Annotated in this window: 21 protein-coding genes; 10 read left to right on the top strand and 11 right to left on the bottom strand. The window is 56.3% G+C overall.

Annotated features, from left to right (window positions below; genetic code table 11):
• Positions 1-42: 42 nt before the first annotated feature.
• The gene (locus tag ACX3P5_RS09120; RefSeq protein ID WP_458968603.1) at positions 43-957 is read left to right on the top strand and encodes a LysR family transcriptional regulator; all 915 of its coding nucleotides are present in this window, start codon (positions 43-45) and stop codon (positions 955-957) included.
• Positions 958-1,007: 50 nt separating this feature from the next.
• On the opposite strand, the gene ACX3P5_RS09125 is transcribed toward ACX3P5_RS09120, so the two are convergent.
• Complete coding sequence (locus ACX3P5_RS09125; protein ID WP_233984236.1) at positions 1,008-2,603, bottom strand: ABC transporter substrate-binding protein; 1,596 nt, start codon at positions 2,601-2,603, stop codon at positions 1,008-1,010.
• 127 nt (positions 2,604-2,730) lie between these two features.
• On the opposite strand from ACX3P5_RS09125, the gene pepT reads away from it, so the two are divergent.
• Entirely contained in the window at positions 2,731-3,957 is a 1,227-nt protein-coding gene (pepT, locus tag ACX3P5_RS09130) for a peptidase T (protein ID WP_458968604.1), read from the top strand.
• A 36-nt stretch (positions 3,958-3,993) separates the two neighbouring features.
• Here pepT and ACX3P5_RS09135 read toward each other — a convergent pair whose 3' ends face one another.
• Both ACX3P5_RS09135 and ACX3P5_RS09140 read right to left on the bottom strand, forming a co-directional pair.
• Positions 3,994-4,770: a transporter substrate-binding domain-containing protein gene (locus tag ACX3P5_RS09135; RefSeq protein WP_233984234.1), complete on the bottom strand. Its 777-nt coding sequence runs from the start codon at positions 4,768-4,770 to the stop codon at positions 3,994-3,996.
• A gap of 74 nt (positions 4,771-4,844) precedes the next feature.
• A complete protein-coding gene (locus tag ACX3P5_RS09140) occupies positions 4,845-6,011 on the bottom strand; it encodes a methionine aminotransferase (RefSeq protein ID WP_233984233.1) in 1,167 nt (388 codons plus the stop codon).
• Between the two features lie 125 nt (positions 6,012-6,136).
• Here ACX3P5_RS09140 and ACX3P5_RS09145 point away from each other — a divergent pair, with 125 nt between their 5' ends.
• Complete coding sequence (locus tag ACX3P5_RS09145) at positions 6,137-7,018, top strand: LysR substrate-binding domain-containing protein (protein ID WP_458968605.1); 882 nt, start codon at positions 6,137-6,139, stop codon at positions 7,016-7,018.
• On the opposite strand, the gene ACX3P5_RS09150 is transcribed toward ACX3P5_RS09145, so the two are convergent.
• The 4 genes from ACX3P5_RS09150 to ACX3P5_RS09165 all read right to left on the bottom strand — a co-directional run bounded on the left by ACX3P5_RS09150 (position 6,976) and on the right by ACX3P5_RS09165 (position 13,624).
• Entirely contained in the window at positions 6,976-8,643 is a 1,668-nt protein-coding gene (locus tag ACX3P5_RS09150) for a methyl-accepting chemotaxis protein (RefSeq protein ID WP_458968606.1), read from the bottom strand. The genes ACX3P5_RS09145 and ACX3P5_RS09150 overlap by 43 nt on opposite strands.
• Before the next feature lie 203 nt (positions 8,644-8,846).
• Complete coding sequence (locus ACX3P5_RS09155; protein ID WP_458968607.1) at positions 8,847-10,367, bottom strand: carboxylesterase/lipase family protein; 1,521 nt, start codon at positions 10,365-10,367, stop codon at positions 8,847-8,849.
• Positions 10,368-10,881: 514 nt separating this feature from the next.
• A complete protein-coding gene (gene hglS, locus ACX3P5_RS09160; RefSeq protein ID WP_458968608.1) occupies positions 10,882-12,222 on the bottom strand; it encodes a 2-oxoadipate dioxygenase/decarboxylase HglS in 1,341 nt (446 codons plus the stop codon).
• Between the two features lie 67 nt (positions 12,223-12,289).
• On the bottom strand, positions 12,290-13,624 hold the full coding sequence (locus tag ACX3P5_RS09165) for an MFS transporter (RefSeq protein ID WP_336755274.1): 1,335 nt from the start codon (positions 13,622-13,624) through the stop codon (positions 12,290-12,292).
• Between the two features lie 322 nt (positions 13,625-13,946).
• Here ACX3P5_RS09165 and ACX3P5_RS09170 point away from each other — a divergent pair, with 322 nt between their 5' ends.
• Entirely contained in the window at positions 13,947-14,867 is a 921-nt protein-coding gene (locus ACX3P5_RS09170; RefSeq protein ID WP_233984227.1) for a LysR substrate-binding domain-containing protein, read from the top strand.
• On the opposite strand, the gene smrA is transcribed toward ACX3P5_RS09170, so the two are convergent.
• Complete coding sequence (smrA, locus tag ACX3P5_RS09175) at positions 14,864-15,430, bottom strand: DNA endonuclease SmrA (RefSeq protein WP_458968609.1); 567 nt, start codon at positions 15,428-15,430, stop codon at positions 14,864-14,866. The genes ACX3P5_RS09170 and smrA overlap by 4 nt on opposite strands.
• 315 nt (positions 15,431-15,745) lie before the next feature.
• On the opposite strand from smrA, the gene ACX3P5_RS09180 reads away from it, so the two are divergent.
• Both ACX3P5_RS09180 and uspE read left to right on the top strand, forming a co-directional pair.
• Positions 15,746-16,498: an FNR family transcription factor gene (locus tag ACX3P5_RS09180; RefSeq protein ID WP_094119513.1), complete on the top strand. Its 753-nt coding sequence runs from the start codon at positions 15,746-15,748 to the stop codon at positions 16,496-16,498.
• 117 nt (positions 16,499-16,615) lie between these two features.
• On the top strand, positions 16,616-17,572 hold the full coding sequence (uspE, locus tag ACX3P5_RS09185) for a universal stress protein UspE (protein WP_159859383.1): 957 nt from the start codon (positions 16,616-16,618) through the stop codon (positions 17,570-17,572).
• Between the two features lie 45 nt (positions 17,573-17,617).
• On the opposite strand, the gene pntB is transcribed toward uspE, so the two are convergent.
• Positions 17,618-19,006: a Re/Si-specific NAD(P)(+) transhydrogenase subunit beta gene (gene pntB / locus ACX3P5_RS09190; protein WP_233984225.1), complete on the bottom strand. Its 1,389-nt coding sequence runs from the start codon at positions 19,004-19,006 to the stop codon at positions 17,618-17,620.
• A 3-nt stretch (positions 19,007-19,009) separates the two neighbouring features.
• A complete protein-coding gene (pntA, locus tag ACX3P5_RS09195) occupies positions 19,010-20,542 on the bottom strand; it encodes a Re/Si-specific NAD(P)(+) transhydrogenase subunit alpha (protein WP_336755277.1) in 1,533 nt (510 codons plus the stop codon).
• A gap of 542 nt (positions 20,543-21,084) precedes the next feature.
• Here pntA and ydgH point away from each other — a divergent pair.
• Both ydgH and ACX3P5_RS09205 read left to right on the top strand, forming a co-directional pair.
• The gene (ydgH, locus tag ACX3P5_RS09200) at positions 21,085-22,038 is read left to right on the top strand and encodes a DUF1471 family protein YdgH (protein ID WP_233984223.1); all 954 of its coding nucleotides are present in this window, start codon (positions 21,085-21,087) and stop codon (positions 22,036-22,038) included.
• Positions 22,039-22,243: 205 nt separating this feature from the next.
• On the top strand, positions 22,244-23,635 hold the full coding sequence (locus tag ACX3P5_RS09205) for a basic amino acid/polyamine antiporter (RefSeq protein WP_233984222.1): 1,392 nt from the start codon (positions 22,244-22,246) through the stop codon (positions 23,633-23,635).
• Here ACX3P5_RS09205 and ACX3P5_RS09210 read toward each other — a convergent pair.
• Positions 23,632-24,045 carry a hypothetical protein gene (locus ACX3P5_RS09210; RefSeq protein WP_233984221.1) on the bottom strand — a complete coding sequence of 138 codons (414 nt, stop codon included), beginning with the start codon at positions 24,043-24,045 and terminating at the stop codon, positions 23,632-23,634. The genes ACX3P5_RS09205 and ACX3P5_RS09210 overlap by 4 nt on opposite strands.
• Positions 24,046-24,222: 177 nt before the next feature.
• Here ACX3P5_RS09210 and rstA point away from each other — a divergent pair, with 177 nt between their 5' ends.
• Both rstA and rstB read left to right on the top strand, forming a co-directional pair.
• Positions 24,223-24,948 carry a two-component system response regulator RstA gene (rstA, locus tag ACX3P5_RS09215; protein ID WP_233984220.1) on the top strand — a complete coding sequence of 242 codons (726 nt, stop codon included), beginning with the start codon at positions 24,223-24,225 and terminating at the stop codon, positions 24,946-24,948.
• Complete coding sequence (rstB, locus tag ACX3P5_RS09220; protein ID WP_233984219.1) at positions 24,945-26,246, top strand: two-component system sensor histidine kinase RstB; 1,302 nt, start codon at positions 24,945-24,947, stop codon at positions 26,244-26,246. The genes rstA and rstB overlap by 4 nt, the downstream gene beginning before the upstream one ends.
• Positions 26,247-26,263: the final 17 nt, after the last annotated feature.

The following is a 26,263-nucleotide window of genomic DNA, read 5'->3' on the forward strand; positions in this document are numbered from 1 at the left end:
AGCCTGCCCCTTTTTAATGCGTCCGGTCGGTAAGGAGTGACCATGTTGAGCAGTGAAATCCGCTATTTTCTGGCGGTGGTGAACGGTGGTTCGCTCAGCGCGGCCAGTGAGCAGCTCTATGTTGCCGTCTCGGCCATCAGCCGCCAGATTCAGCGGCTGGAGGCGCAGGTGGGCGTTCCGCTGTTTGAACGTCATGCGCGCGGAATGGTGTTGAATGAGGCCGGGGAAATTTTCGCGCACCATGTGCGCAAGAGTCAGCTGGATATGGAATATGCGCTGGCGGAGATCAAGGGACTGAAAGCGGTACGCCGCACCCGCATCCGTATCGCCTGTACCGATGGCATGGCATTCAGCCTGCTGCCAGGCCTGCTGTCTGAGTTTCGCCTCGCCAATCCGGGCGTGCTGTTTGCGCTGAATGTCACTCACTCGCAGGGCGTGGCTGAAGCGGTGCGTGCCGGTGAATGCGACGTTGCGCTGCAGCTCAGCCTGCATCCGGAACGCAGCGTAGAGGTGCTCGGCTCATGGCCAGCGCCGGTGCTGCTGGCGATGCATCAGAGCCATCCGCTGGCGTCACGCCAGGTGACGCTGGCCGATCTCCATCGCTGGCCGCTGGCATTGCCGGGTCAGCACACCACGGTGCGGCAACTGTTTGATCTCACCTGTCAGATGAACGGCAGCGTGGTAGAGCCGGTGCTGACCTGTGATTATTTCGCCACGCTGTATCACTTTTTGCTGCGCACGCCGCAGGCGGTCACCATCTGTAGCGCGTTTACCCTGCTGTTTGAGCGCGAGTCGCAAAATCTGGTGTTGCGGACGATGGGGGTCGATCAGCTCAGCCAGCGTACCCTGCAACTGCAAACGGTATCAGGCCGCCAGCGTTCGGCGGCCCTGTCGCTGTTTCTGGATTTTTTACAGCAGCGGTTAAGCGAAATCGATCGGCAACTGCGGCAGGAATAACCGGTTAAAGCGCCCTGTTGTCCCGCTTGCGGTGGGCAACAGGGCCTCTGTTACTGCCTGATGTCGACCTGATAAAAGAGGTGTTTACCGAACGGATCGACCTGATAGCCGCTGACTGATTTGCGTACCGGCTCGAAAATGGTCGAGTGCGCGATCATCACGGCCGGCATTTGATCGTGCATCATCTGCTGCGCCTGCAGATAGAGCGCGGTACGTTTGCCCTGATCCGGTTCGGCACGGGCGGTGGTAATTAACTTCTCAAACGGCTGATAGCACCATTTTGACGAGTTCGAACCGCCCTGGGCCGAGGTACAACTGTAGAGCGGGCCAAAGAAATTATCCGGATCGCCGGTGGCGGTGGTCCAGCCCATCAAAGCCGCCTGATGCTCGCCGCTGCGGACCCGTTTCAGGTATTCGCCCCACTCATAGCTGACGATATTGGCTTTGATACCCACCTTCGCCCAGTCCGACTGGATCATCTCGGCCATGCGACGGGCATTGGGGTTGTAGGGCCGCTGGACCGGCATCGCCCACAGCGCGATCTCGGTGCCCGGTTTCACCCCCGCCTGTTGCAGTAACGCTTTGGCTTTTTCCGGATCGTAGTCGTAATCCTTCAGATCCTTGTCAGCGCTCCAGACGCCCGGCGGCAGAATATTTTTTGCCACCGTGCCGGTGCCTTTAAAAATCGCGTCGATGATGGCCGGTTTGTTGATCGCCATCGCCAGCGCCTGACGCACCTGGACATTGTCAGTGGGCGCTTTGGTGGTATTAAACGCCAGGAAACCGGTATTCAGTCCGGCTTTCTGTTCCAGCGTAATGTCCGGATTGGCGCGCATTTTCTCCAGATCGGCCGGATTGGGGAACGGCATCACCTGGCATTCGTTCTTCTCCAGCTTGGCATAGCGCACCGAGGCATCCGGGGTGATGCTGAACACCAGCCGATCCAGCTTCGCCTTGCCCTGCCAGTAATCCGGGAAGGCGCGGTACAGAATGCGCGAATCTTTCTGATACTGCACCAGCTCAAACGGACCGGTGCCGATCGGGTTCATATCCACTTTCTCCGGCGTACCGGCTTTCAGCATCTGATCGGCATATTCAGCGGAATGAATCGAAGCGAAATACCAGGCGAGGTCGGCCAGGAACGGCGCCTCGGGATGCGACAGCGTGAAGCGCACCGTATGGTCATCTACCCGATCAATCTGTTTGATCAGCGTCGACAGCTCCAGGCTTTCGAAGTTGGAATAGGTGCCGCCTGAGACGTTGTGGTAGGGATTCTTCGGGTCCATCTGGCGCATGAAAGAGAAAATGACATCGTCGGCGTTAAAGTCGCGGCCCGGTTTAAACTGCTTGTTGCTCTGGAATTTAACGTTTTTGCGCAGATGGAAGGTATAGACGGTGCCGTCCGGAGTGATCTCCCAGCTTTCTGCCAGGCTGGGCACCAGCTCAGTGGTGCCCGGTTTAAAATCCACCAGGCGGTTAAACACCGGTACGGCGCTGGCATCGACGCTGGTGCCTGAGGTATAGAGTTGCGGGTTAAAATTCTCTGGCGATCCTTCAGAGCAGTAGACCAGCGTTTTAGCGTTAACGCTGGCCGCCAGCGTCATCCCAGCCGTAACAAGCGCTAAGGTGGCTATCTTCATTTTCATTATCATCCTCGCTTTGTATTGACTTCCGGTGATCAGAATACCTAAATGAATCATTCAGATGCTTCATTGATAGCACGATTCGGCACCATAGCGAACCCCGCACGTAGCTGACTAATAAGGAATAGTGATGACCGACAAACTTGAGACCCAACTCACCGAGCGTTTTTTCCGTTACCTTGCCGTCAGCAGTCAGAGTGATGCGAAATCGACCAGCCTGCCCAGCACGCCGAGCCAGCACGCCATGGCGGAGCTGCTGGCGGCTGAGCTGCGTGAACTGGGGCTGGAACAGGTGGTAATTGATCAACATGCTACGGTAACGGCGGTGAAACGCGGTAACCGTCCCAACGCGCCACGCATCGGGTTCATTACCCATATCGATACCGTTGACGTTGGTCTCTCACCCGATATCAAACCGCAAATTCTGCGCTGGCAGGATGAAGATCTCTGCCTGAATGCCGGGGAGGATATCTGGCTGCGCCGCGACCAGCATCCGGAGATCGCCCCCTATATCGGTCAGGAGATCATTTTCAGCGACGGCACCAGCGTGCTGGGCGCCGACAACAAAGCGGCGGTAACCGTGGTGATGACGCTGATGGAAAACCTGCACGGCGATCATGGCGATATCGTGGTGGCGTTTGTCCCCGATGAAGAGATTGGCCTGCGCGGGGCCAAAGCGCTCGATCTGGAAACGCGATTCAATGTGGACTTCGCCTGGACCATCGACTGCTGCGAACTGGGCGAAGTGGTTTATGAAAACTTCAACGGCGCCGCTGCTGAGATTCGCTTCACCGGCGTGCCGGCGCATCCGATGTCAGGTAAAGGGGTGCTGGTTAATCCGCTGCTGATGGCCCATGACTTCATCAGCCAGTTTGATCGTCAGCAGACACCGGAACAGACCGAAGGGCGTGAAGGCTATATCTGGTTCAATGAGATGCAGGCCAATGCCAGCCAGGCGATTCTGAAAGCCTCCATCCGCGACTTTGACCTCGCCAGCTTTGCCGACCGCAAGCAGCAGCTTCAGCAGCAGGCGCAGGAAATTGCCGCTCGCTATCCAACCGGTAAGGTCGAGATTACCCTCACCGATATCTACAGCAATATCAGCAATGCGCTGGGTGAAGATCGCCGGGCGATTGACCTGATTTTTAAGGCGCTTAGCGCGCTGGATATTGAACCGAAGGTGATTCCGATGCGGGGTGGCACTGATGGTGCGGCGCTGTCAGCTAAAGGCTTGCTGACGCCGAACTTCTTCACCGGCGCGCATAACTTCCATTCGCGCTTTGAGTTCCTGCCGCTGCCGTCGTTTGTAAAATCCTACCAGGTGGCCGAGAAGCTCTGTTATCTGGCAGCGGAGTAACAATCAAATCGGGCGCACTCTGCGCCCGATTCTGGCTTATGGCTTCACGCTGACATCAATGCCCGGAAAGTATTTCTCCGCCAGCTTTTTCAGCGTGCCGTCGGTTTGCACTTTGGCGATCGCCGCATCCAGCGACTGCTTGAGCTGGGTGTCATCTTTACGCAGACCAAAGCCGATCCCCGATCCCAGAATGGCATCATCTTCGACCGGCTTACCGATAAAGCCGAAGCCTTTACCCTGTGGTTTATCGAGGAAGCCCGACTGACCGGCAGCAGACATCACCAGCGTGCCATCCAGACGCCCGGCGACCATATCGTTATAGACCTGGTTCTGATCCTGATAGGAGGTGACGGTCACGCCCTGGGATTCCCAGTGCTTTTTGGCATAGGTTTCCTGAATCGAACCCTGCAGCACCCCGATATTCTTGCCCTTCAGTGATTCAGCGGTCGGTGCCAGCTTCTCGCCAGTTTTCGCCACCAGCATGGTGGGAATACGGTAGATGGGCTGGGTGAAACCGATGCTTTTGGCCCGCGCTTCGGTGATGTTCATCGCCGAGTTGATGGCATCAAACTTCTTCGCCTGCAGCGCCGGGATCAGCGCGTCGAAGCTGCTTTCCACCCAGTGACAGTTAAATTTACCGGCCTGACAAATGGCATTGCCCAGCTCGATATCAAAACCTTCCAGTTCCCCTTTGGCGTTGCGGCTTTCAAAAGGCGGATACTGCGACTCCAGGCCATAACGTAAATCCTGCGCCAGTGCCTGTACTGAAGCCATCATGCCGAGTGCCAGAAAGAGTGCGTTGCGTTTTTTCATTACTTACCCCGAAATTATTGTTTTAACCGATCGCTGTCCTGCTTCGCAGTGCGGCCGTCAGGCAACGTTTCCCGTTACTGCGGGAAGGCACACAGCGCCGCAGCGCCAGCCTGTAACGTCGCCTCATCTTTGGCAAAGGAAAGACGGATCAGTTTGTTGTCGGTGCCATCCATATAAAACGCCGACAGCGGGATAGTGGCTACCCGATGATCGACGATAAGACGTTTTACCATTTCGCTGTCCGGTTCGTCACTGAAATGTCCATAGCTGGCCAGCATAAAAAAGGAACCGGCGCACGGCAGCAGTTCAAACGGTGAATCCTGCAGCAGCGCAATCAGCCGATCGCGCTTTTGCTGATAAAACGCCGACAGCGAGAGATAGTTTTCCGCGTTCTGCAGATATTGCGCGAAGCCGACCTGCATCGGTGTGTCGGCGGCATACATCATAAACTGATGGACTTTCACCAGCTCCGTCATCAGCTCTGCCGGTGCCAGACAGTAGCCGACCCGCCAGCCGGTAACGTGAAAGGTTTTGCCAAACGAAGAGACGATAACGCTGCGCGCCGCCAGCTCCGGATGGGTCGCCATGCCGCAGTGCCTGCGCCCATCAAACAAAATATGTTCATAAACTTCATCAGAGAGCACCACAATGTCCGTGTTACGCGTCAGTGCCGCCAGCTGATTAAGATCCTCTGGCGTCAGCACCTGAGCGCTGGGGTTATGCGGCGTATTGATGATGATCATCCGGGTGCGTGGCGTAATCGCAGCGCGCAACTGCTGCCAGTCAATGGCAAATGACGGCACCTGAAGTTTGAGGCCAATCGGCTTGCCGCCCTGCAACCGCACCACCGGTGCGTAGCTGTCAAAGGCTGGCTCAAAGAAAATCACCTCATCGCCCGGATGCACCAGCGCGGTAATCGCCATATAGATGCCCTGACTGGCGCTGCCGGTGATCAGCACTTCGCTGGCCGGATCATATTTCTGACCGTAGAGCGTCGCCACCTTGCTGGCTAAGGCTTCACGCAACGCCGGCAGGCCGGTCATCGACGCATACTGATTTTGGCCGTCACGCATCGCCTGACTGACCGCCTCGACCAGCGCCGGATCGCAGGGAAAATTGGGTGCGCCCTGCGACAGGTTAATCGCCTGATGCTGCGCTGAGAGCTGACCGATAACGCTGAAGATGGTGGTGCCAACATCTGGCAACTTTGAGTGAATGGCGACAGGCGTGTTCAGGGACATGATCTCTCCGTCAGAAGCATAGATAAGCGAATACGATAAATAGCTATTCAACGGGCTGTGACTTGAGTCGGCAAGCGAAATGTCGTCATAATAGCCATGATAAAAATGCATAGCTGAGGTTCTCTGTGTCGCGTTCAACCCTGCCGCTTAACGCCATTCACGCTTTTCTGGTGACGGCCCGCCACCTCAATCTGACCCATGCCGCCCGGGAGCTGTGCATAACCCAGGGCGCGGTCAGCCGCAAGATCGCGGCGCTGGAGCACTGGCTCGGCCTGAGTCTGTTTGATCGCCACGCCCGCGGCCTGCGCCTGACGCCGCAGGGCGCGGCGCTGCTGCCTGAATGGCGTCAGGGCTATGAACTGATCGCTCAGGCCGGCGAAAAAGCGCGCCGCACCCAGGCCAGTATTCGCCTTAAAGCGCCAACCTGTGCGATGCGCTGGCTGGTACCACGGCTGATGGCGCTGGAGCAACGGCAGCCGGAGCTGCATGTGGCGCTGACCACCACGCTGGATCATGCTTCTCAGCTTGATAACTTCGACGCCGCTATCGTTTATGGCAAACCCCGCCGTGATGCCATAACGCTGTTTGAGGAGTCGCTGACGCCGGTGATGGCGGCGGGAACGTCGCTACCCGCTTCACCCGCAGAGCTGGCTGGCATGACCTTTTTGCATCCCACCGACGATATGCGCGACTGGCAATGCTGGCTACAGGGACAAGGGATCGCAGTGACGATGCAGCGCAATCAGCACTTTTCCACCATGGATCTGGCGATTAGTGCGGCGATTCAGGGATTTGGCGTGGCGATTGCTGACAGCAATCTGGTGGAGAGTGATATCGCCAGCGGCAGGCTGGTTAAACCCTTCGCTGGCGAGGTAAAAACCGGAGCGGCCTACAGTTTACTGCAGCGGCCGTCCGGAGAAGCGCCGCCGTTACTGGCGGAACTGGTGGCGTGGCTGGTTCAGGATCAGAAGGTCACCCAGTCGCCATTGTCAGCAGGCTTAGCCTGAGCGGTCGCCAGCGCCGGCGCTTTTGGCGCATTCGGCCTCAGCGGTGCGGCGGGCGCAGCCTGGCTCACGTTGCTGGAAAGGCGGAACTTCGCGACTGAGGCCTGTAACGCTTCGGTCTGCAGCGCCAGGGCGCTGGCGGCGGCCGAGACTTCCTCAACCAGCGAGGCGTTTTGCTGCGTCACGCTGTCCATTTCAGTTACGGCGGCCCCAACCTGCGAGATCCCCTTACTCTGCTCTTCCGAGGCGGCAGCGATCTGTTTCATGATCGCATCCACATCCTGCACCGATTTCAGAATGTTATTCATGGTGCCGCCGGTGGTGCCGACCAGCTCGGCCCCTTTTCCGACCCGCTGAACGGAATCTTCAATCAGGGTAGCAATCTCTTTGGCGGCGTTGGCGCTGCGCTGGGCCAGATTACGCACCTCAGAGGCCACTACGGCAAAACCGCGCCCCTGTTCACCGGCACGAGCGGCTTCTACCGCGGCGTTCAGCGCCAGAATGTTGGTCTGGAAGGCGATGCCATTAATCACGTTAGTGATCTCAGCAATTTTCTTCGAACTGCCAGAAATGCCGTTCATGGTGCTGACCACTTCGCTCACCAGATGGCCGCCCTGTTGTGCGGTCGTGGTGGCGGTTTCCGCCAGCAGGCTCGCCTGACGCGCATTGTCGGCGTTAAATTTCACCGTCGCAGTCAGCTGCTCCATACTGGCCGCAGTCTGCTCCAGCGCCGCCGCCTGCTCTTCGGTACGCGAAGAGAGATCGTTGTTGCCCGCCGAGATTTCTGCCGCGCCGCGCGAGATGTTCTCGGTGCCGCTGCGAATCGCGCTGACCGCTTCACGCAGGCTATCCTGCATGGCACTCAGCAGTGGCACCAGTTTACCGACACAGTTGCGACCAAAATCGGCCACCGGCTGGCTCAGATCGCCGGTGGCGATAGTGGCAAAATGGTTACGGATAGTTTCCAGCGGCCTGACCAGCATCGCCACCAGATAGCGATCGGTGAACAACAGGATCAGCAGGCCGAGGATCACCGTTACGGTGATAATCATTTTGGTCAGTGCGGTTAAGCGGTCAACTTCAACCCGGGTATGATCCAGTACCTGTGCCGCGCCCTGATTGAATTTTTCAGCGCTGGCACCAAAGGCCCGGCTGAGCTGCGGCGTGACATTATTGGCCTGCTGACGATAGGCATCGGGTGAATCCTGACGGGCGAGTTGCAACTGCGGCGTGACGCCTTCATCCAGCAATTTCTGCCAGCTCTGTACCACGCTGTCGACCACATCCGGGTTCATTGGTCCTGGTGCCAGCTGTTTAAAGGTCGCCAGTTGCTGGGTCATGTTATCCAGCGCCTGCTGTACCGGCGCATAGGCATCATCGGACAGCGTTTTGCCGCCCGCCTTGCTGTCCATCACGCGCGACAGACGGGTGATAACGCGGAAATATTGATCGTTGCCTTTACTGAGCACCGTCATTTGCGCGACCAGATGACGGTCAACATCATTCCCTTCGCTCAGCGCGCCGAGAGAATGGATGCTGAATAACCCGACACCGCTCCACAGTAAGCAGAACAGGCCCAGAATGGAGAGCATCACAGCGCGAATGGTGAAATTTTTGAGCATTCCCATACCAAAATCCTATACACGTTGACCCGTAAGTGTCGGGCATAGGAGATCTATCGGCAGTGGATAGTGAAGATGTAACTCTTTTGTTATCTAAAATTTTACAGCGTCTTTAGCGCGGAGTTCTATTAATCTCTTTATTTTTCAGAAAATTATGCGCGAATGGCATTGATAATCCCATTCGCGCAATTTGATGGTTAGCACGCTAATTAAAGGCGCACCATTTTGGTCATCAGCAATCGCAACAGCCGCATTCTGGCGCGCATAAAGTTCTTTTTGAGGACTAAACCACTGCGGCGCTCCTCACCCAGTGACATTGTCACATCTTCGCCGGGGTGCCAGGCTGGCCAGACAACCTCTCCTTCAAGCTGATGCTTATATTCGCTGGCATCGCAGGCGAAGCGGAACCAGTAGTCGCTGACGCGCGCGGCGAATGCCCGATCCTCCTCACTGAAGGGGCGATTTTCACTGGGATCGGGCATCTGACTCAGGGTATTAAGCACATAGGGCACTTCATTGCCGTGCCAGGTCCCGTCCGGATAGAGATCGCGCGCATTCTCCGAAACATAATCGAACCAGTAACGCCAGCCAGGCATCCCGCTATTATGCTGGGCGCGCATCACCAGCCACGGCACCACGCTGAAGGCCATATCGCGCGCCACCGCACGACCGAGACGCCGATCGTCATGGAGGTCATACATCCACTTGAGCATCCGGTAAAGCACCCGATTTTTATCGCGCAGCTGATGCAGCACGGCGGTGCTATCGACGCCAAAATAGTCCAGCACGCTGGCTTCGTCGCTGTTACTGCCGGCCATTAACGGCAGCCGATGCTGCTTTGCCGCCAGAAAGGTTTTCAGCATCGGCTCAGGCAGCACCGCATCGCCGGAGATCGGCACCGGCTGGATCGCCAGCGCACCCTCCAGCGACCAGAAGGCATCAGCGGGTAAAGCACGCAACGCATCGGCACTGGCATCAGGCGGCAGGCCGAAATGGCGAGCCACCGCCATGCCCTGCTGGCGCGCTTTTTTCAGCGGGGTATCGGGTAAACTGTAGGCGCTCTGGACGATGCCTTTGTGAAACAGCCCTTCCGCCAGCGGCGAACAGCAGAGTGACAGCACGCTGCGAGCGCCTGACGATTCGCCAAACAGGGTGACATTACGGCGGTCGCCGCCAAACGCGGGAATATTACGCTGCACCCACTGCAGCGCGGCGATCTGATCAAGCAGACCAAAATTATTGACCGAACCGGCAACCGGATATTGCGCATCTAATGCCGGATGGGAAAAGAAGCCAAAATGGCCGAGTCGGTAATTGATGGTCACCACCACCGCGCCGCGCGAGGCCAGCGGTTTGCCGCTGTAAGGTGCCAGGCCGCCCGCGCCGATGGTATATCCGCCACCGTGTAACCAGACCATCACCGGCAGCGGGGTAGCTGGTTCAACATCCGGGGTCCAGACATTCAGGTACAGGCAATCCTCACTAAATTGGCCCGGATCGCCGCCCCCTACCGCCCGGCAATAATCACGGTTTTGCCAGCCTGAAGCGGCAAACTGTGTGGCATCACGCACGTTTTGCCACGGGGTTACCGGCTGCGGTGGACGCCAGCGCAGTGCGCCTTCCGGCGCGGCGGCATAAGGTATGCCTTTGAATACGAAAAGGTCGTCATCCATGCATCCACGCAACTCACCCTCTGCCGTCATGATCCGCAGACCTGTTTCGTTTTTCATTCCTGTTTCCCTGTTCAAACGTCTCTCCATTATTTGCAGGCCTTGAGACATTGTCCATGTCCGGAACAGATTTGCAGATTATGCCGAAGGTTGAAGCAAAGCACTGAACAACATTATCAAAAGGTTTGAATAGGCATCCGCCCGTTTTCTGTTTATATTTATTAACGCTTTCCAGAAAGTACCGGCATTGCTACGGTGCGGTAAAACAGGGATGGCAATATAAAAAAAGCCTGCACACAGTTAATTACAACAAATCATATCGGCGTAGCGCGGCGGTTGCGCTGCCACTTATCGCCTTTATAGTTAAATTTAATTTATTATTTTACGCCAGCATCAGGGAACACCCGTCCTACAGCAAACCTTATCTATCGCTTTGCTTATCCAGCTATTTTTAACAGGGTATAACGCTGAGACTGCGCTATTCAGAGTCAGAAAGAATGTGCAGATCGATTGCCGATGCGCAGCGGTTAAACGGGACCATCGACGATGGTCCCGTTTATTCCCTTCAGCGTGATCAGTTCATCACACCACATCGCAGCAGCGAACGTTGCTGACGTTGCGCATAAAGCGTCATTTCGTCTGTCACCGCACTGCCGAGCGCTGCTTCAAACGCCGCCCGGCTGGCCTGGCCGGTCAAACGCACCTGCGCGTGATCGCCGAGGTTGGACTGAAAAATGCCCGCTGCGCTGACCGGCAGAAAATCTTCGTAGATAATAGGTTCGGCAATGATGCGTCCTTGCGCGATCAGGCTGTCGAGCGTTTCGCCCCGGGCTGGCGGCGTTGCAATGCCCTTTTCGCTCAGACGATAGTGGAACCACGCCAGCGCCTGCTGCCGCAGCGTCTGTTCATCGTCGGGAAAATCCCGGAACACATCGGCAAGATGCTGCTGATGCTGCTGATTATCCTCGCCGCTACCTGCCTGTTGCAGTAACCGGTCGTACAGCGCCCGTCCCTTCGGGGTCAGCGCTGCGCCGCGCTGCTCGATTTCCCCAAAGCGTGCCGTGTGGCTGCCCTGATGACCGTCTTTAAAGATTATCGCCTCTTCCAGCGCTCTGAAGCTGGTCTGACGTAACAGAATCGGTACCTGACGACGCGGCGGTCCCTCAATCAGGGTTTTGGGTTCGATTCCGCGGGATGGCATCAGTTGCTGAACCCGATCAATATCCAGCGTGCGGGGCGTCAGGTGATTAATATGGCAGCCCGGGAAGCAGACGACGTCAGCAATCAGCCGGTGTTGTTGATTCAGTGCCTGGTAGGTCTGGCTATCAACGCTGCTGTGCGCGTGCCAGCGAAAGGTTTCCAGCGCTTCATTGACAAACTCTGCCGCCTGCTCAGCGGTGAATCCGCCCTGCTGCTGATGCAGTTGCAGCAGTTGCCGGCAGCGCGGTGTGAAAATGTCGCGCGCCGCCAGTATCGCTGCCGCTTTTTCACGTAATGCCACATCATCAATCAGCTCAAGCCGCAGCAGAGAGGTAAAGACACGGAAAGGATTACGCCGCAGCGCAGCGTCATCGACCGGCCGGAAAGCGGTGGAATGCACCGGCACGCCCGCCTGTGAGAGATCGTAATAACCGACCGGAACCATTCCCATCACCGCAAATATCTGCCGCAGCGTGGCAAGTTCGCTGGCGCTACCGACGCGGATAGCGCCGTGACGCTCAATGTTAAGGCGGCTCAGATCATCGGCCGCTGCCAGGCGATCTTTTAGCGCGGGATCGGACTCCAGCGTGCGGTCATTAACCGCCATTACCAGTTGCATCAGCGTGCCGTATTGCGGCACCTCCTGCTGATACATGGCGGACATGGCCTGAGAGAAGCGGGTGCGGATTGCATCCGCACTGAGAAAGTTGTCCATCTGTTCTACCTGACACCGTGAGCGTTGTTGCTAATGTAATGCAACGCGTTGGCGCCAGCGGAAAAAATCACGAATTTGTGATCGGCTTAAAGCCGTAGCGGTTTTTCAGCACCAGCATCAGGGTGGTGATCACAGCGGGAATGGCCAGCAGCAGGAAGATAAAACTAAACGACCAGCCGAGCGACAGCATTTCTGCGCCGACAAAAGCGCTGAGAATGGCACCGACACGGCCGACGCCATGCATCCAGCTGGAACCGGTAGCACGGGCATGGGTCGGATAATAACTGGCAGATAAGGCGTTCATTCCGGTATTGGCCCCGTTGAAGCAGAAGCCGCTACAGAAAGCGATGCCGCTCATGATGCCCACTTCCGCCGGTGAAAAGCCGAGCGCCACAATGAACAGCCCGCCGCAGAAGTAGATAGCGGCCAGCGCGAGGTTGGCATTGAAACGGTCCATCAGCCAGCCGGCAAACAGCGATCCCAGGGTTCCGCCGGCCTGATACATGGCGGTGATAATCGCCGCTTCGGTGACGGACATCCCAAGGGTGTTGACCAGTGACGGCAGCCAGCTGCCGATCAGATAGACCAGAAACAGCCCCATAAAATAGCCGCCCCACAGCATGGTGCTGCCAAACAGATAGCTGCGCGACAGGACGGTGCCGATGGCGCCCCGTGCCGCGACGCTGGCTTCCGGCGCATGAAAGGCGCTGTCCGGCTGGGTGGTGCCCGGCATCATCCGCTCAACAATGGCGTGAATGCGCGCGGCAGGCGCGCCACGGCTGATCAGAAAACGCACCGATTCCGGCAGACCCCGGATCAGAAAAGGCAGGATCAGTAACGGCAGAATCCCGCCGAGCAGCAGGACCGAATGCCAGTTGTAACGAGGCAACAGCCAGGAGGCCGCAAATCCCCCACTGGCGGCACCAAAGGTGAATCCGCAAAACACCACGGTGATGATGAATGCCCGGCGTCGTTCTGGTGCGTACTCGGCCACCAGCGTCCCGACGTTTGGCATTGCTGCACCCAGCCCCAGCCCGGTAAGAAAGCGGAACAGCATCATCTGTTCGATATTGTGTGACAGCGCCGTTGCCAGCGTCCAGAGACCAAAAAAGAAGACGCTGAGAATAATCATCATCCGGCGACCATAGCGATCGGCCAGCGGCCCCGCGACCATCGCCCCGAGTGCGAGACCAATCAGCGCGGCGCTGATTACCATCCCCAGCTGATGCGTAGTCACGCCCCAGGCGGTTTTGAGCGTAGGCGCAATAAAGCCCATAATCGCGATGTCCATACCATCGAGCGCCACCACAACAAAGCAGAGCGCAATTAACCGCTTTTGCCAGCGACTCAGCGCCTGCTGGTTAATGAGCTGGCGTACATCTACCGCCTCTACGCTGGACAATGAAAACTCCTCTCTGGCACCGGGATGTGACATCAGTTTTAGTAAAAAAAACGGCGCCAATGATAGCCGATCGTTAAGGTTATGACGTCAGATTTTTATATGATATTGAGAATTATTCAACTTTATATCGCTAAGCGGTTGATCTGACACATTCCCGATTTGGACTGCTTTCATCGCATTCTCATATGACACGTTTATTTTCAGCGGCTTACTCCCGAATCCTGTCGCCTTGCCTTATTTGTTAATATAATTTTGCAGCTAAGTTAACAAAATCCATTTTAAAAGGTTGCCTGTTAGCGGTGATTCTCATTAAGTTTGAGAGATGGAAAAAAATATCCTTTTCAATCAGCGCATTCGATTGCGCCATTTACATACCTTTGTTGCGGTCGCGCAGCAAGGCACGCTGGGCCGGGCGGCAGAAACGCTCAGCTTGAGCCAGCCTGCCCTGTCGAAAACCCTGAATGAGCTGGAAGAGCTGACCGGCGTGAGGCTGTTTGAGCGCGGCCGACTCGGCGCGCAGCTGACCACCATGGGAGAGCAGTTCCTGACTCATGCTGTACGGGTACTGGACGCCCTCAACCATGCCGGACAGAGTTTCAATGAGCAGCCTGCCGACCAGCCAGCCATCATCCGGCTCGGTGCGCTCACCACGGCCGCCATGGGGATGCTGCCGCAGATCCTCGATCGCTTTCATCAGATACAACCTAACACCACTATTCAGGTGGCAACCTTACATAATAACGTGCTGTTAGCCGGCTTACGGGCGGGTGAGTTCGACATAGGTATCGGCAGGATGGCAGACAGTGAAATGATGACCGGACTGACCTATGAGCTGCTATTTCTCGAATCGCTGAAGCTGGTGGTGCGGCCCGAACACCCGCTTCTGAGTGACAATGTCACGCTTTCACGAGCGATGCAGTGGCCGGTTGTGATCTCACCCGAAGGCACCGCGCCCCGCCGTATTGCTCAGCAAATGCTGGACGAACAGGGCTGTTCACTGCCACCGCACTGTATCGAGACCTCTTCTACCTCACTGGCGCGCCAGCTGGCGCTGCGTTACGACTATATCTGGTTTGTGCCATCCGGCGCGATTAAGGAAGATCTTAACCATAACGCCGTCTGCGCCCTGCCGATTAACTCATCCGGGCCGGGCGAGCCGGTCGGCATTATTACCCGCACCGGCAGTCAGCTCAGCCTGAGCGCCGAAGTGCTGATGTCTACCATGCGCAAATTCCACAGCTAGCGGCTGCGTTTGGCGTGCCGCTCGCGGTTATCCAGCCGCGCTTTATCGGTCTTGCGCAGCCCGACATAGAGCGCGCCGGCACCGCCATGCTGCGCCTGGGCGACGCAAAAAGTCTGCACATCCTCAAACTGGGTCAGCCAGCGCGCCAGATAGCTGCGCACAATATTGGCGTGCGACTCATCCTCCCGGCCTTTGCCATGGATGATCAGCAGATTGCGTAATCCCTGCTTATGCGCCTGCACCATAAAGTTAAACAGCGCCTGACGACAGGTTTCGACCGGCTGACGCAACAGGTTGAGGCTGGCATCCAGCCGATACTCGCCTTTCCGCAGTTTATCCAGCACGCCCTGCTGGATACCATCCGCCTTATACTCCAGCGGCGTGTTCAGCGGCACGATATCCAGATAGCCACGGGTCAGGAAATTCTCCTGTTCGGGATCGCGCGGCGGATGGCGCGGCGCTTTGGTGGAAGGTGATTTCAGCCACAAGGTGCTGGTGGTGTCTTTTAACGGAGTGACATCTCCCATGGCGTCTCGAAAAAGATCGTTATCATCAAGGTTCATGGTTTTCTCACACCTGATTAAAATTGATGGAGGGCAAAACAGGCTCAGTCTGAAAGCGTAGCAAAAGCTGACGACACTGCGCTAATCCTCTTTTTCGCTGCCGCCGGGCAGATTAAATCCCGGTAGCAGATCATAAAAGCGGCAACTTTTCGTGACAGTGAGAGGATGCGTCATTCTGAGAGCCCCGTCACATCTGCGTTTAGCGCCCTGTTGCACATCCATACTTTTTGTAAGCCTAAAACTGCTCGGATGAGTTCCCTTCAGCACAAAAAATGTTAAAATTGACCCCAGTCAATAATCGTCGAGCAAACCATTATGATCCCTGAAAAACGCAGCATTCGTCGTATTCAGTCGGGCGGTTGTGCCATTCACTGCCAGGATTGCAGCATCAGTCAGCTCTGCATCCCCTTCACGCTAAATGAACATGAGCTGGATCAGCTCGACAATATCATTGAGCGTAAAAAACCGATTCAGAAAGGGCAAACCCTTTTTAAAGCGGGTGACGATCTCAAATCGCTCTACGCCATTCGTTCCGGCACCATTAAAAGCTACACCATCACCGAACAGGGTGATGAGCAGATCACCGGTTTCCATCTGGCCGGGGATTTAGTCGGCTTTGATGCCATTATGGGTGCCAGCCATCCGAGCTTTGCTCAGGCACTGGAAACGGCGATGGTGTGCGAAATTCCGTTTGAAACGCTGGATGATCTGTCAGGCAAAATGCCGGCCCTGCGTCAGCAGATGATGCGACTGATGAGCGGTGAGATCAAAGGCGATCAGGACATGATTTTACTGCTGTCGAAGAAAAATGCTGAAGAGCGTCTGGCTGCGTTTATCTGGAATCTGTCACGCCGCTTTGGTCAGCGTGGTTTTTCCCAGCGTGAATTTCGTCTCACCATGACCCGTGGTGATATCGGTAACTATCTGGGCTTAACGGTAGAAACTATCAGCCGTCTGCTGGGCCGCTTCCAGAAATCAGGCATGCTGGCGGTTAAGGGTAAATACATTACCATTGAGAACCACGCCTTACTGGAAGAGTTAGCGGGTCAGAGCCATCAGGCTGCCTGATACCGGGCCGGATCAATAATTGTTATTTTATTGATCCGGCAGTAACTTTTTCACTTCTTCCGCTGTGCAACATAGGCTATCTTTAATCCAGTCGCTCTGGTTTAAGGAGAGTTCCTCATGTCCCAGTACCAAAATATTCTGGTCGCGATCGATGCCCAGCAAGACGACCAGCCTGCGCTGCGGCGTGCGGTCTATCTGAATCAATTCATCGGCGGCAAAATCAAAGCCTTTTTGCCCATCTATGATTTCTCCTACGAAATGACCACCCTGCTTTCGCCTGATGAACGCGCCTCGATGCGTCAGGGCGTGATCAGTCAGCGCACCGAGTGGATTCGCGAGCAGGCGCACGCCTATCTGGATGCCGGTGTTGAGATCGAAATTAAAGTGATCTGGCATAACCGCCCCTACGAAGCGATTATTCAGGAAGTATTGGCCCATCAGCATGATTTAGTGCTGAAAATGGCGCATCAGCACGACCGGCTGGAATCGGTTATTTTTACCCCGACCGACTGGCACCTGTTGCGGAAATGCCCGTGCCCGGTGTGGATGGTAAAAGACCAGCCGTGGCCGGAAGGCGGTAAAGCGATTGTGGCGGTCAACCTTGCCAGTGAAGAACCCCATCACGATGGCCTGAATCAGAAGCTGATCCGTGAAACGGTCAAGCTGGCGGAAACCGTGAATCACACCGAAGTGCATCTGGTGGGTGCCTACCCCATTACGCCCATCAATATCGCTATCGAACTGCCCGATTTTGATCCCAGCGTCTACAACGACGCCATCCGCGGCCAGCACCTGGTGGCAATGAAAGCGCTTCGGCAGAAATTCTCCATTGGTGAAGAGTTCACCCATGTGGCTAAAGGGTTACCTGAGGAAGTCATTCCCGATCTGGCCGTGCATCTGGGTGCGGGCGTGGTGGTGTTAGGGACTATCGGACGGACCGGCCTGTCTGCCGCTTTCCTCGGCAATACGGCGGAACAGGTGATTGATCATCTGCGTTGCGATCTGCTGGCGATCAAACCTGACGACTTCAAATCGCCAATCGATCTGGATGATGAAGAGGATGAGGAGGATTAACCCTCTTCAGAAAAGAATCGGGCGGCTTATCAGCCGCCCTTTTTATTACAGCGCTTTCAGAATCGCTTCGACACTGGCTTTGGCATCACCAAACAGCATCTGGGTGTTCTCTTTGAAGAACAGCGGGTTCTGTACTCCGGCATAACCGGTATTCATTGAACGTTTAAAGACGATAACGTTGTGGGCTTTCCACACTTCCAGTACCGGCATACCAGCGATCGGGCTGCGTGGATCGTCCTGCGCGGCAGGATTCACCGTATCGTTAGCGCCTATCACCAGCACGGTATCGGTTTCGCTGAAGTCATCGTTGATTTCATCCATCTCCAGCACCACGTCATAGGGCACTTTGGCTTCCGCCAGCAGCACGTTCATGTGTCCCGGTAAACGCCCCGCCACCGGATGGATGCCAAAACGGACCTTGATCCCCAGCGCACGCAGCCGGGCAGTGATTTCGGCAACCGGATACTGCGCCTGCGCCACCGCCATCCCGTAGCCGGGCGTGATGATCACCGAAGAGGAGGCTTTCAGCATCTCAGCCGTTTCTTCCGCACTGATCTCACGGTGCTCACCTGCCGCTTCGCTCTCATCACTGCTGCCAGATTCGGTGCCAAAACCGCCGGCAATCACGCTGATAAAGGAACGGTTCATCGCCTTACACATAATGTAAGAGAGGATCGCACCGGATGAGCCAACCAGCGCACCGGTGACGATCAGCAGATCGTTGCTGAGCATAAAGCCCGCGGCGGCAGCGGCCCAGCCGGAGTATGAGTTGAGCATCGACACCACCACCGGCATATCCGCTCCGCCGATAGAAGCCACCAGATGCCAGCCAAACGCCAGCGCAATCAGCGTCATCAGCAGCAGCGCGAACACCTGTGCCACGGTACTCTCGGTGTTAACAAACCACAGCAGCAGCAGGAACGACACCACCAGCGCCAGCAGATTGAGCTTGTGGCGATGCGGCAGTGCCAGCGGCCGGGAGGAGATCTTACCGCACAGCTTGCCGAACGCCACCAGCGAGCCGGTAAAGGTCACCGCACCGATAAAGATGCCGATAAAGACTTCGCTCAGATGGATATTTTCCAGCACCGCTGGCAGCCCAGGAGCATGGTCGATGTAGCTGTTGATGCCCACTAGTACCGCCGCCAGACCGACAAAGCTGTGCAGAATCGCCACCAGCTCCGGCATTTCGGTCATTTCGACTTTCTTCGCCAGACGCACACCAATCGCGCCGCCGATCACCATCGCCAGCAGGATCCACACCACGTTGCCGCTGTCGGGGCCAAAAATGGTCGCCACCAGCGCAATCGCCATGCCGCTGATACCGAAAAGATTGCCCTGCTTTGAGGTCTCATGTCGGGAGAGACCGGCGAGGCTACAAATAAACAGAATCGCAGCGACAATATAGGCTGCAGTTACTAATCCGCCAGACATGAATTACCCCTTACGAAACATTTTCAGCATGCGCTGGGTGACGGTAAAGCCACCAAAGATATTGATGCTGGCAATCAGCACGGCAATAAAGGAGATGAACGTGACCCAGCCACCGTGCCCCATCTGCAGCACGGCACCGATAACGATAATGCCGGAGATGGCATTGGTTACCGACATCAGCGGCGTATGCAGCGCATGGCTGACGTTCCAGACCACGTAGTAGCCGACCACGCAGGAGAGCGCGAAGACGGTGAAGTGCGACAGGAAATCAGCGGGCGCGACGTTGGCGAGGCAGCCGAACAGTACAATCGCCAGCGCAATCAGCAGATATTTCCGCCACGGTGAGACCGGTTTCGCCTCCACTTTTTGCACATTCTTAGCCGCAGCAGGTGCCGCCTGGGGTGCCGCCGACACCTGAATGGGCGGTGCTGGCCAGGTGACTTCGCCTTCGCGGATCACCGTGACGCCGCGCACCACAACGTCGTCAAAGTCGACCGTAATATTGCCATCTTTCTCTTTGCACAACAGCTTCATCAGGTTCACCAGATTGGTGCCGTAGAGCTGGGATGACTGGGTCGGCAAGCGGCTGGGCAGATCGGTATAGCCGATAATTTTCACGCCGTTCGGGGTAACGGTCACCTGGTTGGCTACGGTCAGCGCGCAGTTGCCGCCGTTTTGCGCCGCCAGATCGACAATGACGCTGCCCGGCTTCATGCTGGCCACCATCTCTTCGGTAATCAGCTTCGGTGCCGGTTTGCCAGGGATCAGCGCGGTGGTCACGATAATGTCCACTTCTCTGGCCTGGCTGGCGAACAGCGCCATCTCGGCCTTGATAAACGCCTCAGACATGACTTTGGCGTAACCATCGCCGCTGCCTGCTTCCTCTTCGAAATCGAGTTCGAGGAATTCGGCGCCCATGCTTTGCACCTGCTCCTTAACTTCCGGTCGGGTATCAAACGCCCGGACAATTGCGCCGAGGCTGCCCGCCGCGCCGATTGCAGCCAGGCCGGCAACACCCGCACCAATCACCATCACTTTCGCCGGTGGCACTTTCCCTGCCGCCGTGATCTGACCGGTAAAGAAGCGGCCAAACTGGTGTGCCGCCTCAACGATCGCGCGATAACCGGCAATGTTGGCCATCGAGCTCAGGGCATCCAGTGACTGCGCGCGTGAGATACGTGGCACGGAGTCCATCGCCATCACCGTGACGCGGCGTGCCGCCAGTTTTTCCAGCAATGCCGGATTCTGTGCCGGCCAGATAAAGCTCACCAGCGTACTGCCTTCCCGCGTGAGCGCAATTTCCTCATCGTCCGGCGCGTTCACTTTGAACACGATATCGGATTGCCAGACCTGCTGGCTGTCGCTGAGGGTTGCGCCCGCTGCGACGTAGCTGTCGTCATCGAAACTGGCGCCCAGGCCAGCGTCATGCTCTACAGTGACGCTAAAACCCAGCTTGATCAGTTGCCCGACGGTCTGCGGCGTAGCGGCTACGCGTGACTCGTTGAGCAATCGTTCTTTGGGTATTCCAATTAACATAGTGTTTCCTTTCATCGGTTAAAGGATGATGGCCTGAAGCCCGCACGTCATCAGCGCAACTGAAACGCTGTTTCAGCTGCTTATGAATGAAATGCACTTATTTCAAAGTATTTATAACCTACTGAAAATGTGACAACCGATCCAGTTCGGCCTGGCAGAGTAGAGACATTCACCCAATTATTCAGTGTTAAAGATAAAAACCCGTGTTATCCCACTACTAAAGTGCGTCATCAGCAGATAATCTGCTATGCATAATCGTGTCAGGGCGCAGATCCGGTTAATAAAAACCTTTATTTAACAATGCATTAACTGTTATAGCACTATCACTTACCGGATTTAGCGATAAGCCGCCCCTTAATCGGGCCGTAAACGTCATTCGTGACAATCAGATGAATAAAGCCCGGTTGAATAACGCGATCTGACACAAAAAATCGCTGCGACAGTCTGTTTATAACATGCAATAATCAGCGGCTAATCTGTTATACATCAAGAGTCCAGCACGTTTTCGTACTCATTTTTGCGTAAGGCGAAGGATTATTTTTATGAAGCTGAAGAACACTATTCTGGCGTCCACCCTGTTATCGCTGCTGGCAGCTAACGCATTTGCCGCGCAGGAGTTAACGCCAGAAAAAGCGGCCGCGTTGAAGCCATTCGAACGTATTAATATCACCGGCCGGTTCAACGCGATTGGCGATGCTGCCGATGCGGTCTCTAAGCGTGCTGATGAAATGGGCGCGGCCTCTTACTATATTCAGGGCATTAACGACACAAACGGCAACAGCGGCAACTGGCGCGTCACCGCCGACCTGTATAAAGCCGATGCACCTGACGCGACGGTGTCAACCAGCTACCGTCGTTTCAACGGCATCAACGAGTTGCCGAAAGCCGAAGCCTACAAACTCGAACCTTTTGATACGGTGTCGGTGAGCGGTTTCTTCGCCAGCCAGCCTGACGTCAATGATGCGGTCTCCAAAGCAGCCAAAGAGAAAGGCGCGGCCTCCTTCTTTATTGTCCGCCAGATTGACGCCAACAACGGCGGCAACCAGTACGTCACCGCCTACGTCTACAAGGCAGATGCCAAAGAGCGTAAGGTGCAGACGCCAAACGCCATTCCGGCCGATTCAGAAGCGGGTAAAGCCGCATTGGCCGCCGGCGGTGCCGCGGCAGCTAACGTTGAAATTCCGGGCGTTGCCTCGTCAGAAACCCCAAGCAAAGGCGTGGGTCGTTTCTTTGAGACTCAATCCTCAACCGGCAAACGCTATACCGTCAATCTGCCAAACGGCAAATCAGTGCAGGAAGTTAACGCCATCACTGCCGCCCAGATGCAGCCGTTTGACACCGTTACCTTTACCGGACACTTTGGCACACCAACCGAGATCTCGGAAGAAGTGGCGAAGCGCGCCGCGGATAAAGGCGCCAAGTACTACCACGTCACCCGTCAGTGGCAGAACCAGAGTGGCGGTAACCTGACCGTGACCGCGGACATCTTTAAGTAATCCTGCCAGGGCGGCGCCCGCCGCCCTGCTGTTTGCATAATTCCTGTGCTGTTTTGCATATTCACGCATTGCCATCCCCTGCCGCACTCCGTAAAATCTGCCGCCTGTTTGACCGGATATTCTCATTGTTATTTGCCTGACGGCGACGATATACCTGAGATGAATACTGGTTTACCCAGCCATATATGCTAGCGGGAAGGTTGTTTTGGAGAAAAAATTAGGTCTCGGTGCCCTGACTGCGCTGGTGCTGAGTTCAATGCTCGGCGCAGGCGTGTTCAGTCTGCCGCAAAATATGGCCGCGGTGGCTGGCCCGGCCGCACTGCTGATTGGCTGGCTGATTACCGGCGTCGGCATTATTTTCCTGTCGCTGGCGATGCTGCTGCTGACCCGTCTTAAACCCGATCTGGATGGTGGCATCTTTACCTACGCGCGCGCCGGCTTTGGCGAGCTGATGGGCTTCTGTTCCGCCTGGGGTTACTGGCTGTGCGCGGTCATCGCTAACGTATCCTATCTGGTGATCGTCTTTTCCGCGCTCAGCTTCTTCACGGACAGCCCAGGCCATGTCGTTTTTGGTGACGGCAATACCTGGCAGGCGATGCTCGGCGCATCCGTCCTGCTGTGGCTGGTGCACTGGCTGGTGCTGCGCGGCGTGCAAACAGCCGCCAGCATTAACCTGATGGCGACGCTGGGCAAACTGGTGCCGCTGCTGCTGTTTATTGTGCTGGCGGTGCTGGCGTTTAACTACGATCGGTTCCGCTTCGATTTCTCCGGTGTCACGCTGGGACAGCCGCTGTGGGAGCAGATTAAGCAGACTATGCTGATCACCCTGTGGGTGTTTATCGGGGTCGAAGGTGCGGTGGTGGTGTCAGCGCGAGCCCGGCAGAAAAAGGATGTTGGTCGGGCAACGCTGCTGGCGGTACTGGCAGCGCTGCTGGTCTACCTGCTGGTGACGTTATTGTCACTGGGCGTGGTGCCGCGTGCTGAGCTGGCGGAGATGCGCAATCCGTCGATGGCCGGATTAATGACCCGCCTGATGGGGAACTGGGGCGATGCGGTGATTGCCATCGGTTTGATCATTTCGGTCTGTGGCGCTTATCTGAGCTGGACCATTATGGCGGCCGAAGTGCCGTTAATTGCTGCGCAGCAAGGTGCCTTCCCGCGCAGCATTGCCCGGCAGAACAGACACAATGCGCCAGCCGCCTCACTCTGGCTGACCAACGGCAGCATTCAGCTCTGTCTGATCCTGATCGCGGTGACCGGTGCCAATTACAACAACCTGCTGACCATCGCCTCAGAAATGATCCTGGTACCCTATCTGCTGGTCGGTCTCTACCTGATCAAAGTGGTTCGTGGCCAGCATAAGCCGCTGGCAATGGCGGTGGGCATTGGTGCCAGCCTCTACGGCATCTGGCTGCTTTACGCATCCGGCCCGCTTCATCTGATGGCCTCAGTCATTCTCTATGCGCCAGGCTTATTACTGTTTCTGTTTGCACGACGCGGCGGCCGCGCGGATATTGCGCTGACCTCACTGGAACGGATTGCGATGGGGCTGTTGATGGCGGCAACGCTGCCTGCGGTGTGGCAGCTGACGACTTAATGTGACTGTAACGGAATGGCGACGCACAGCAGGTCATCCTGCTGTGTCAGATTCAGCGGCTTGCGGTATTCCTGATGAATGGCATCCAGCTGCTCTGCAGAAAGCGGATAAGGCAGCTGAATATCAAAGCGGCTAATCTGTTGCTGTTCAGCCAGCGTAATTAAACGGGCAATGTTAATTTCGTCGCTGACCTGAGTGGAAATGATTTGTAATGCTAATTCTTTAAGCTGGTCATCACTCGCCTGTAAGCTGTGCGCAGATTTACGGGTTACCATGCCGAAAATCGGCATCACACCATAGATCGCATCGACGAAGCTCCAGCGTTTTTTGCAGGAAGCGGAAAGAAAATCACTGTAATTGAAGCAGATGCGGTCACTGTATATGGCTGATGCCAGCTCTTTATCAGACACACTCACGCTCCTCATATTAATCATTACGGTTCCGAACCTGGCGCAGAAAGGCCGCGGTTATGATGGCACATTTTGCCGGTTATATACCAGTGAGATAAGGATATTTCGTGCGATAGCGTAGAGCTCAGGACCAGGAAAAGATATGCTTTCGTTCATCCTTATTCCGCGCAGTGAACTATGAACAAAATCGTTTATGTAGAAGATGAACCCGAAGTGGGCGAGCTGATTGCCGCTTACCTGGGACGTCATGATATTGACGTCATTGTCGAGACGCGTGGCGATCGTGCCGAAGCGGTGATCGCGGAACAACAGCCGGACCTGGTGATGCTGGATATCATGCTGCCAGGCAAAGATGGCATGACCATTTGCCGCGACCTGCGAGCCAACTGGCAGGGACCGATTGTGTTGCTGACCTCGCTCGACAGCGACATGAATCATATTCTGGCTCTGGAGATGGGCGCGCAGGATTACATCCTGAAAACCACTCCGCCCGCTGTGCTGCTGGCGCGCCTGCGTCTGCATCTGCGCCAGTCACTGCAGGGACAGCCGGAAGATACGCCGCCTGCCCCGGCCGCCAATCGGATGCTGCGTTTCGGCTCGCTGACTATCGATGCCCTGAATCGTCAGGTGACCCTGTTTGACGAGCAGATCGCCCTTTCCACCGCTGATTTCGACCTGTTATGGGTCCTCGCCAGCCACGCCGGACAGATCCTGAATCGCGATGCGCTGCTCAAAACGCTGCGTGGCGTCAGCTATGACGGTCTTGACCGCAGCATTGACGTTGCCATTTCGCGCCTGCGCAAAAAACTGCACGACAGCGCCACCGAGCCGTTCCGTATCAAAACGATTCGCAACAAAGGCTATCTGTTTGCGCCACAGGCCTGGGACACTCGCGTGCTATGAGAAAGCTTTTTATACAGTTCTACTTGCTGCTGTTTGTCTGCTTTCTGGTGATGACGCTGCTGGTCGGTCTGGTCTATAAATTCACCGCAGAGCGGGCGGGCCGCCAGTCGATGAACGACCTGATGGCCAGTTCACTCTATCTGATTCGCAGTGAACTGCGGGAGATTCCGCCGCGCGACTGGAATAAAACCATCAAGAGTCTCGATCTCGGGCTCTCGTTCGATCTGCACATTGAGCCTATGAGCAAATATCAGCTCGATGACGGCAATATGCGTCGGTTGCGCGCCGGTGAAATTGTCGCGCTCGACGATCAATACACCTTTTTGCAGCATATCCCGCGCAGCCACTACGTGCTGTCGGTCGGACCGATCCCCTATCTGTTCTACCTGCACCAGATGCGGCTGCTGGATATTGCGCTGCTGGTGTTTATCGGCATGTCGCTGGCGCTGCCCGTCTTTATCTGGATGCGACCGCACTGGAAAGAGATGCAGCGGCTGGAAAAAGCTGCTCAGCGCTTTGGCCGCGGTGAACTGGATGTGCGCACCCATTTTGACAGCACCTCCAGCCTGTTCCGGCTCGGCATCGCCTTTAACCAGATGGCGGAGAACATCAATACGCTGGTTGCCAGTAAAAAGCAGCTGATTGATGGCATTGCGCATGAGCTACGAACGCCGCTGGTTCGCCTGCGCTACCGGCTGGAGATGAGCGATAACCTGACGGATGGCGAGCGGGTGGCGCTCAACCGCGATATTGGCCAACTGGAGAGCCTGATTGAAGAGCTGCTGACCTATGCCCGGCTCGACCGGCCTCGCGTCGACCTCAACCTGCGTTCGCTGGATCTGGCGAACTGGCTGCGCGAGCGGCTCGATGACTTTCGCGCCATCAATCCGCAGGTTCAGATGGATCTTGATCTGCCACAGCGGGAAAACACCGGCGTCTCCGATACCCGGCTGATGGAGCGGGTACTGGATAATCTGGTCAACAACGCGCTGCGCTATGCCAGTCAGCGGCTGCGAATCAGCCTGTGGTTTGACGGGCCAATGGGCTGCCTGCAGGTGGAAGATGATGGGCCTGGCATTCCGGCTGAAGAACGCCAGCGGGTATTCGAACCTTTTGTCCGGCTCGATCCCAGCCGCGATCGGGCAACCGGCGGATGCGGACTCGGACTGGCGATAGTGCACTCTATTGCGCAGGCGCTGAGTGGCCAGGTGACGATTGAGTCCAGCCCGCTCGGCGGGGCCAGCGTTCGCTTTTGCTGGCCGGTTGATCTACCCTTGCGGGAAATTCCGCTGCGTTAAACTATTACAAGGAGTCT

The sequence above is a fragment of the Pantoea sp. S-LA4 genome (assembly GCF_054482835.1).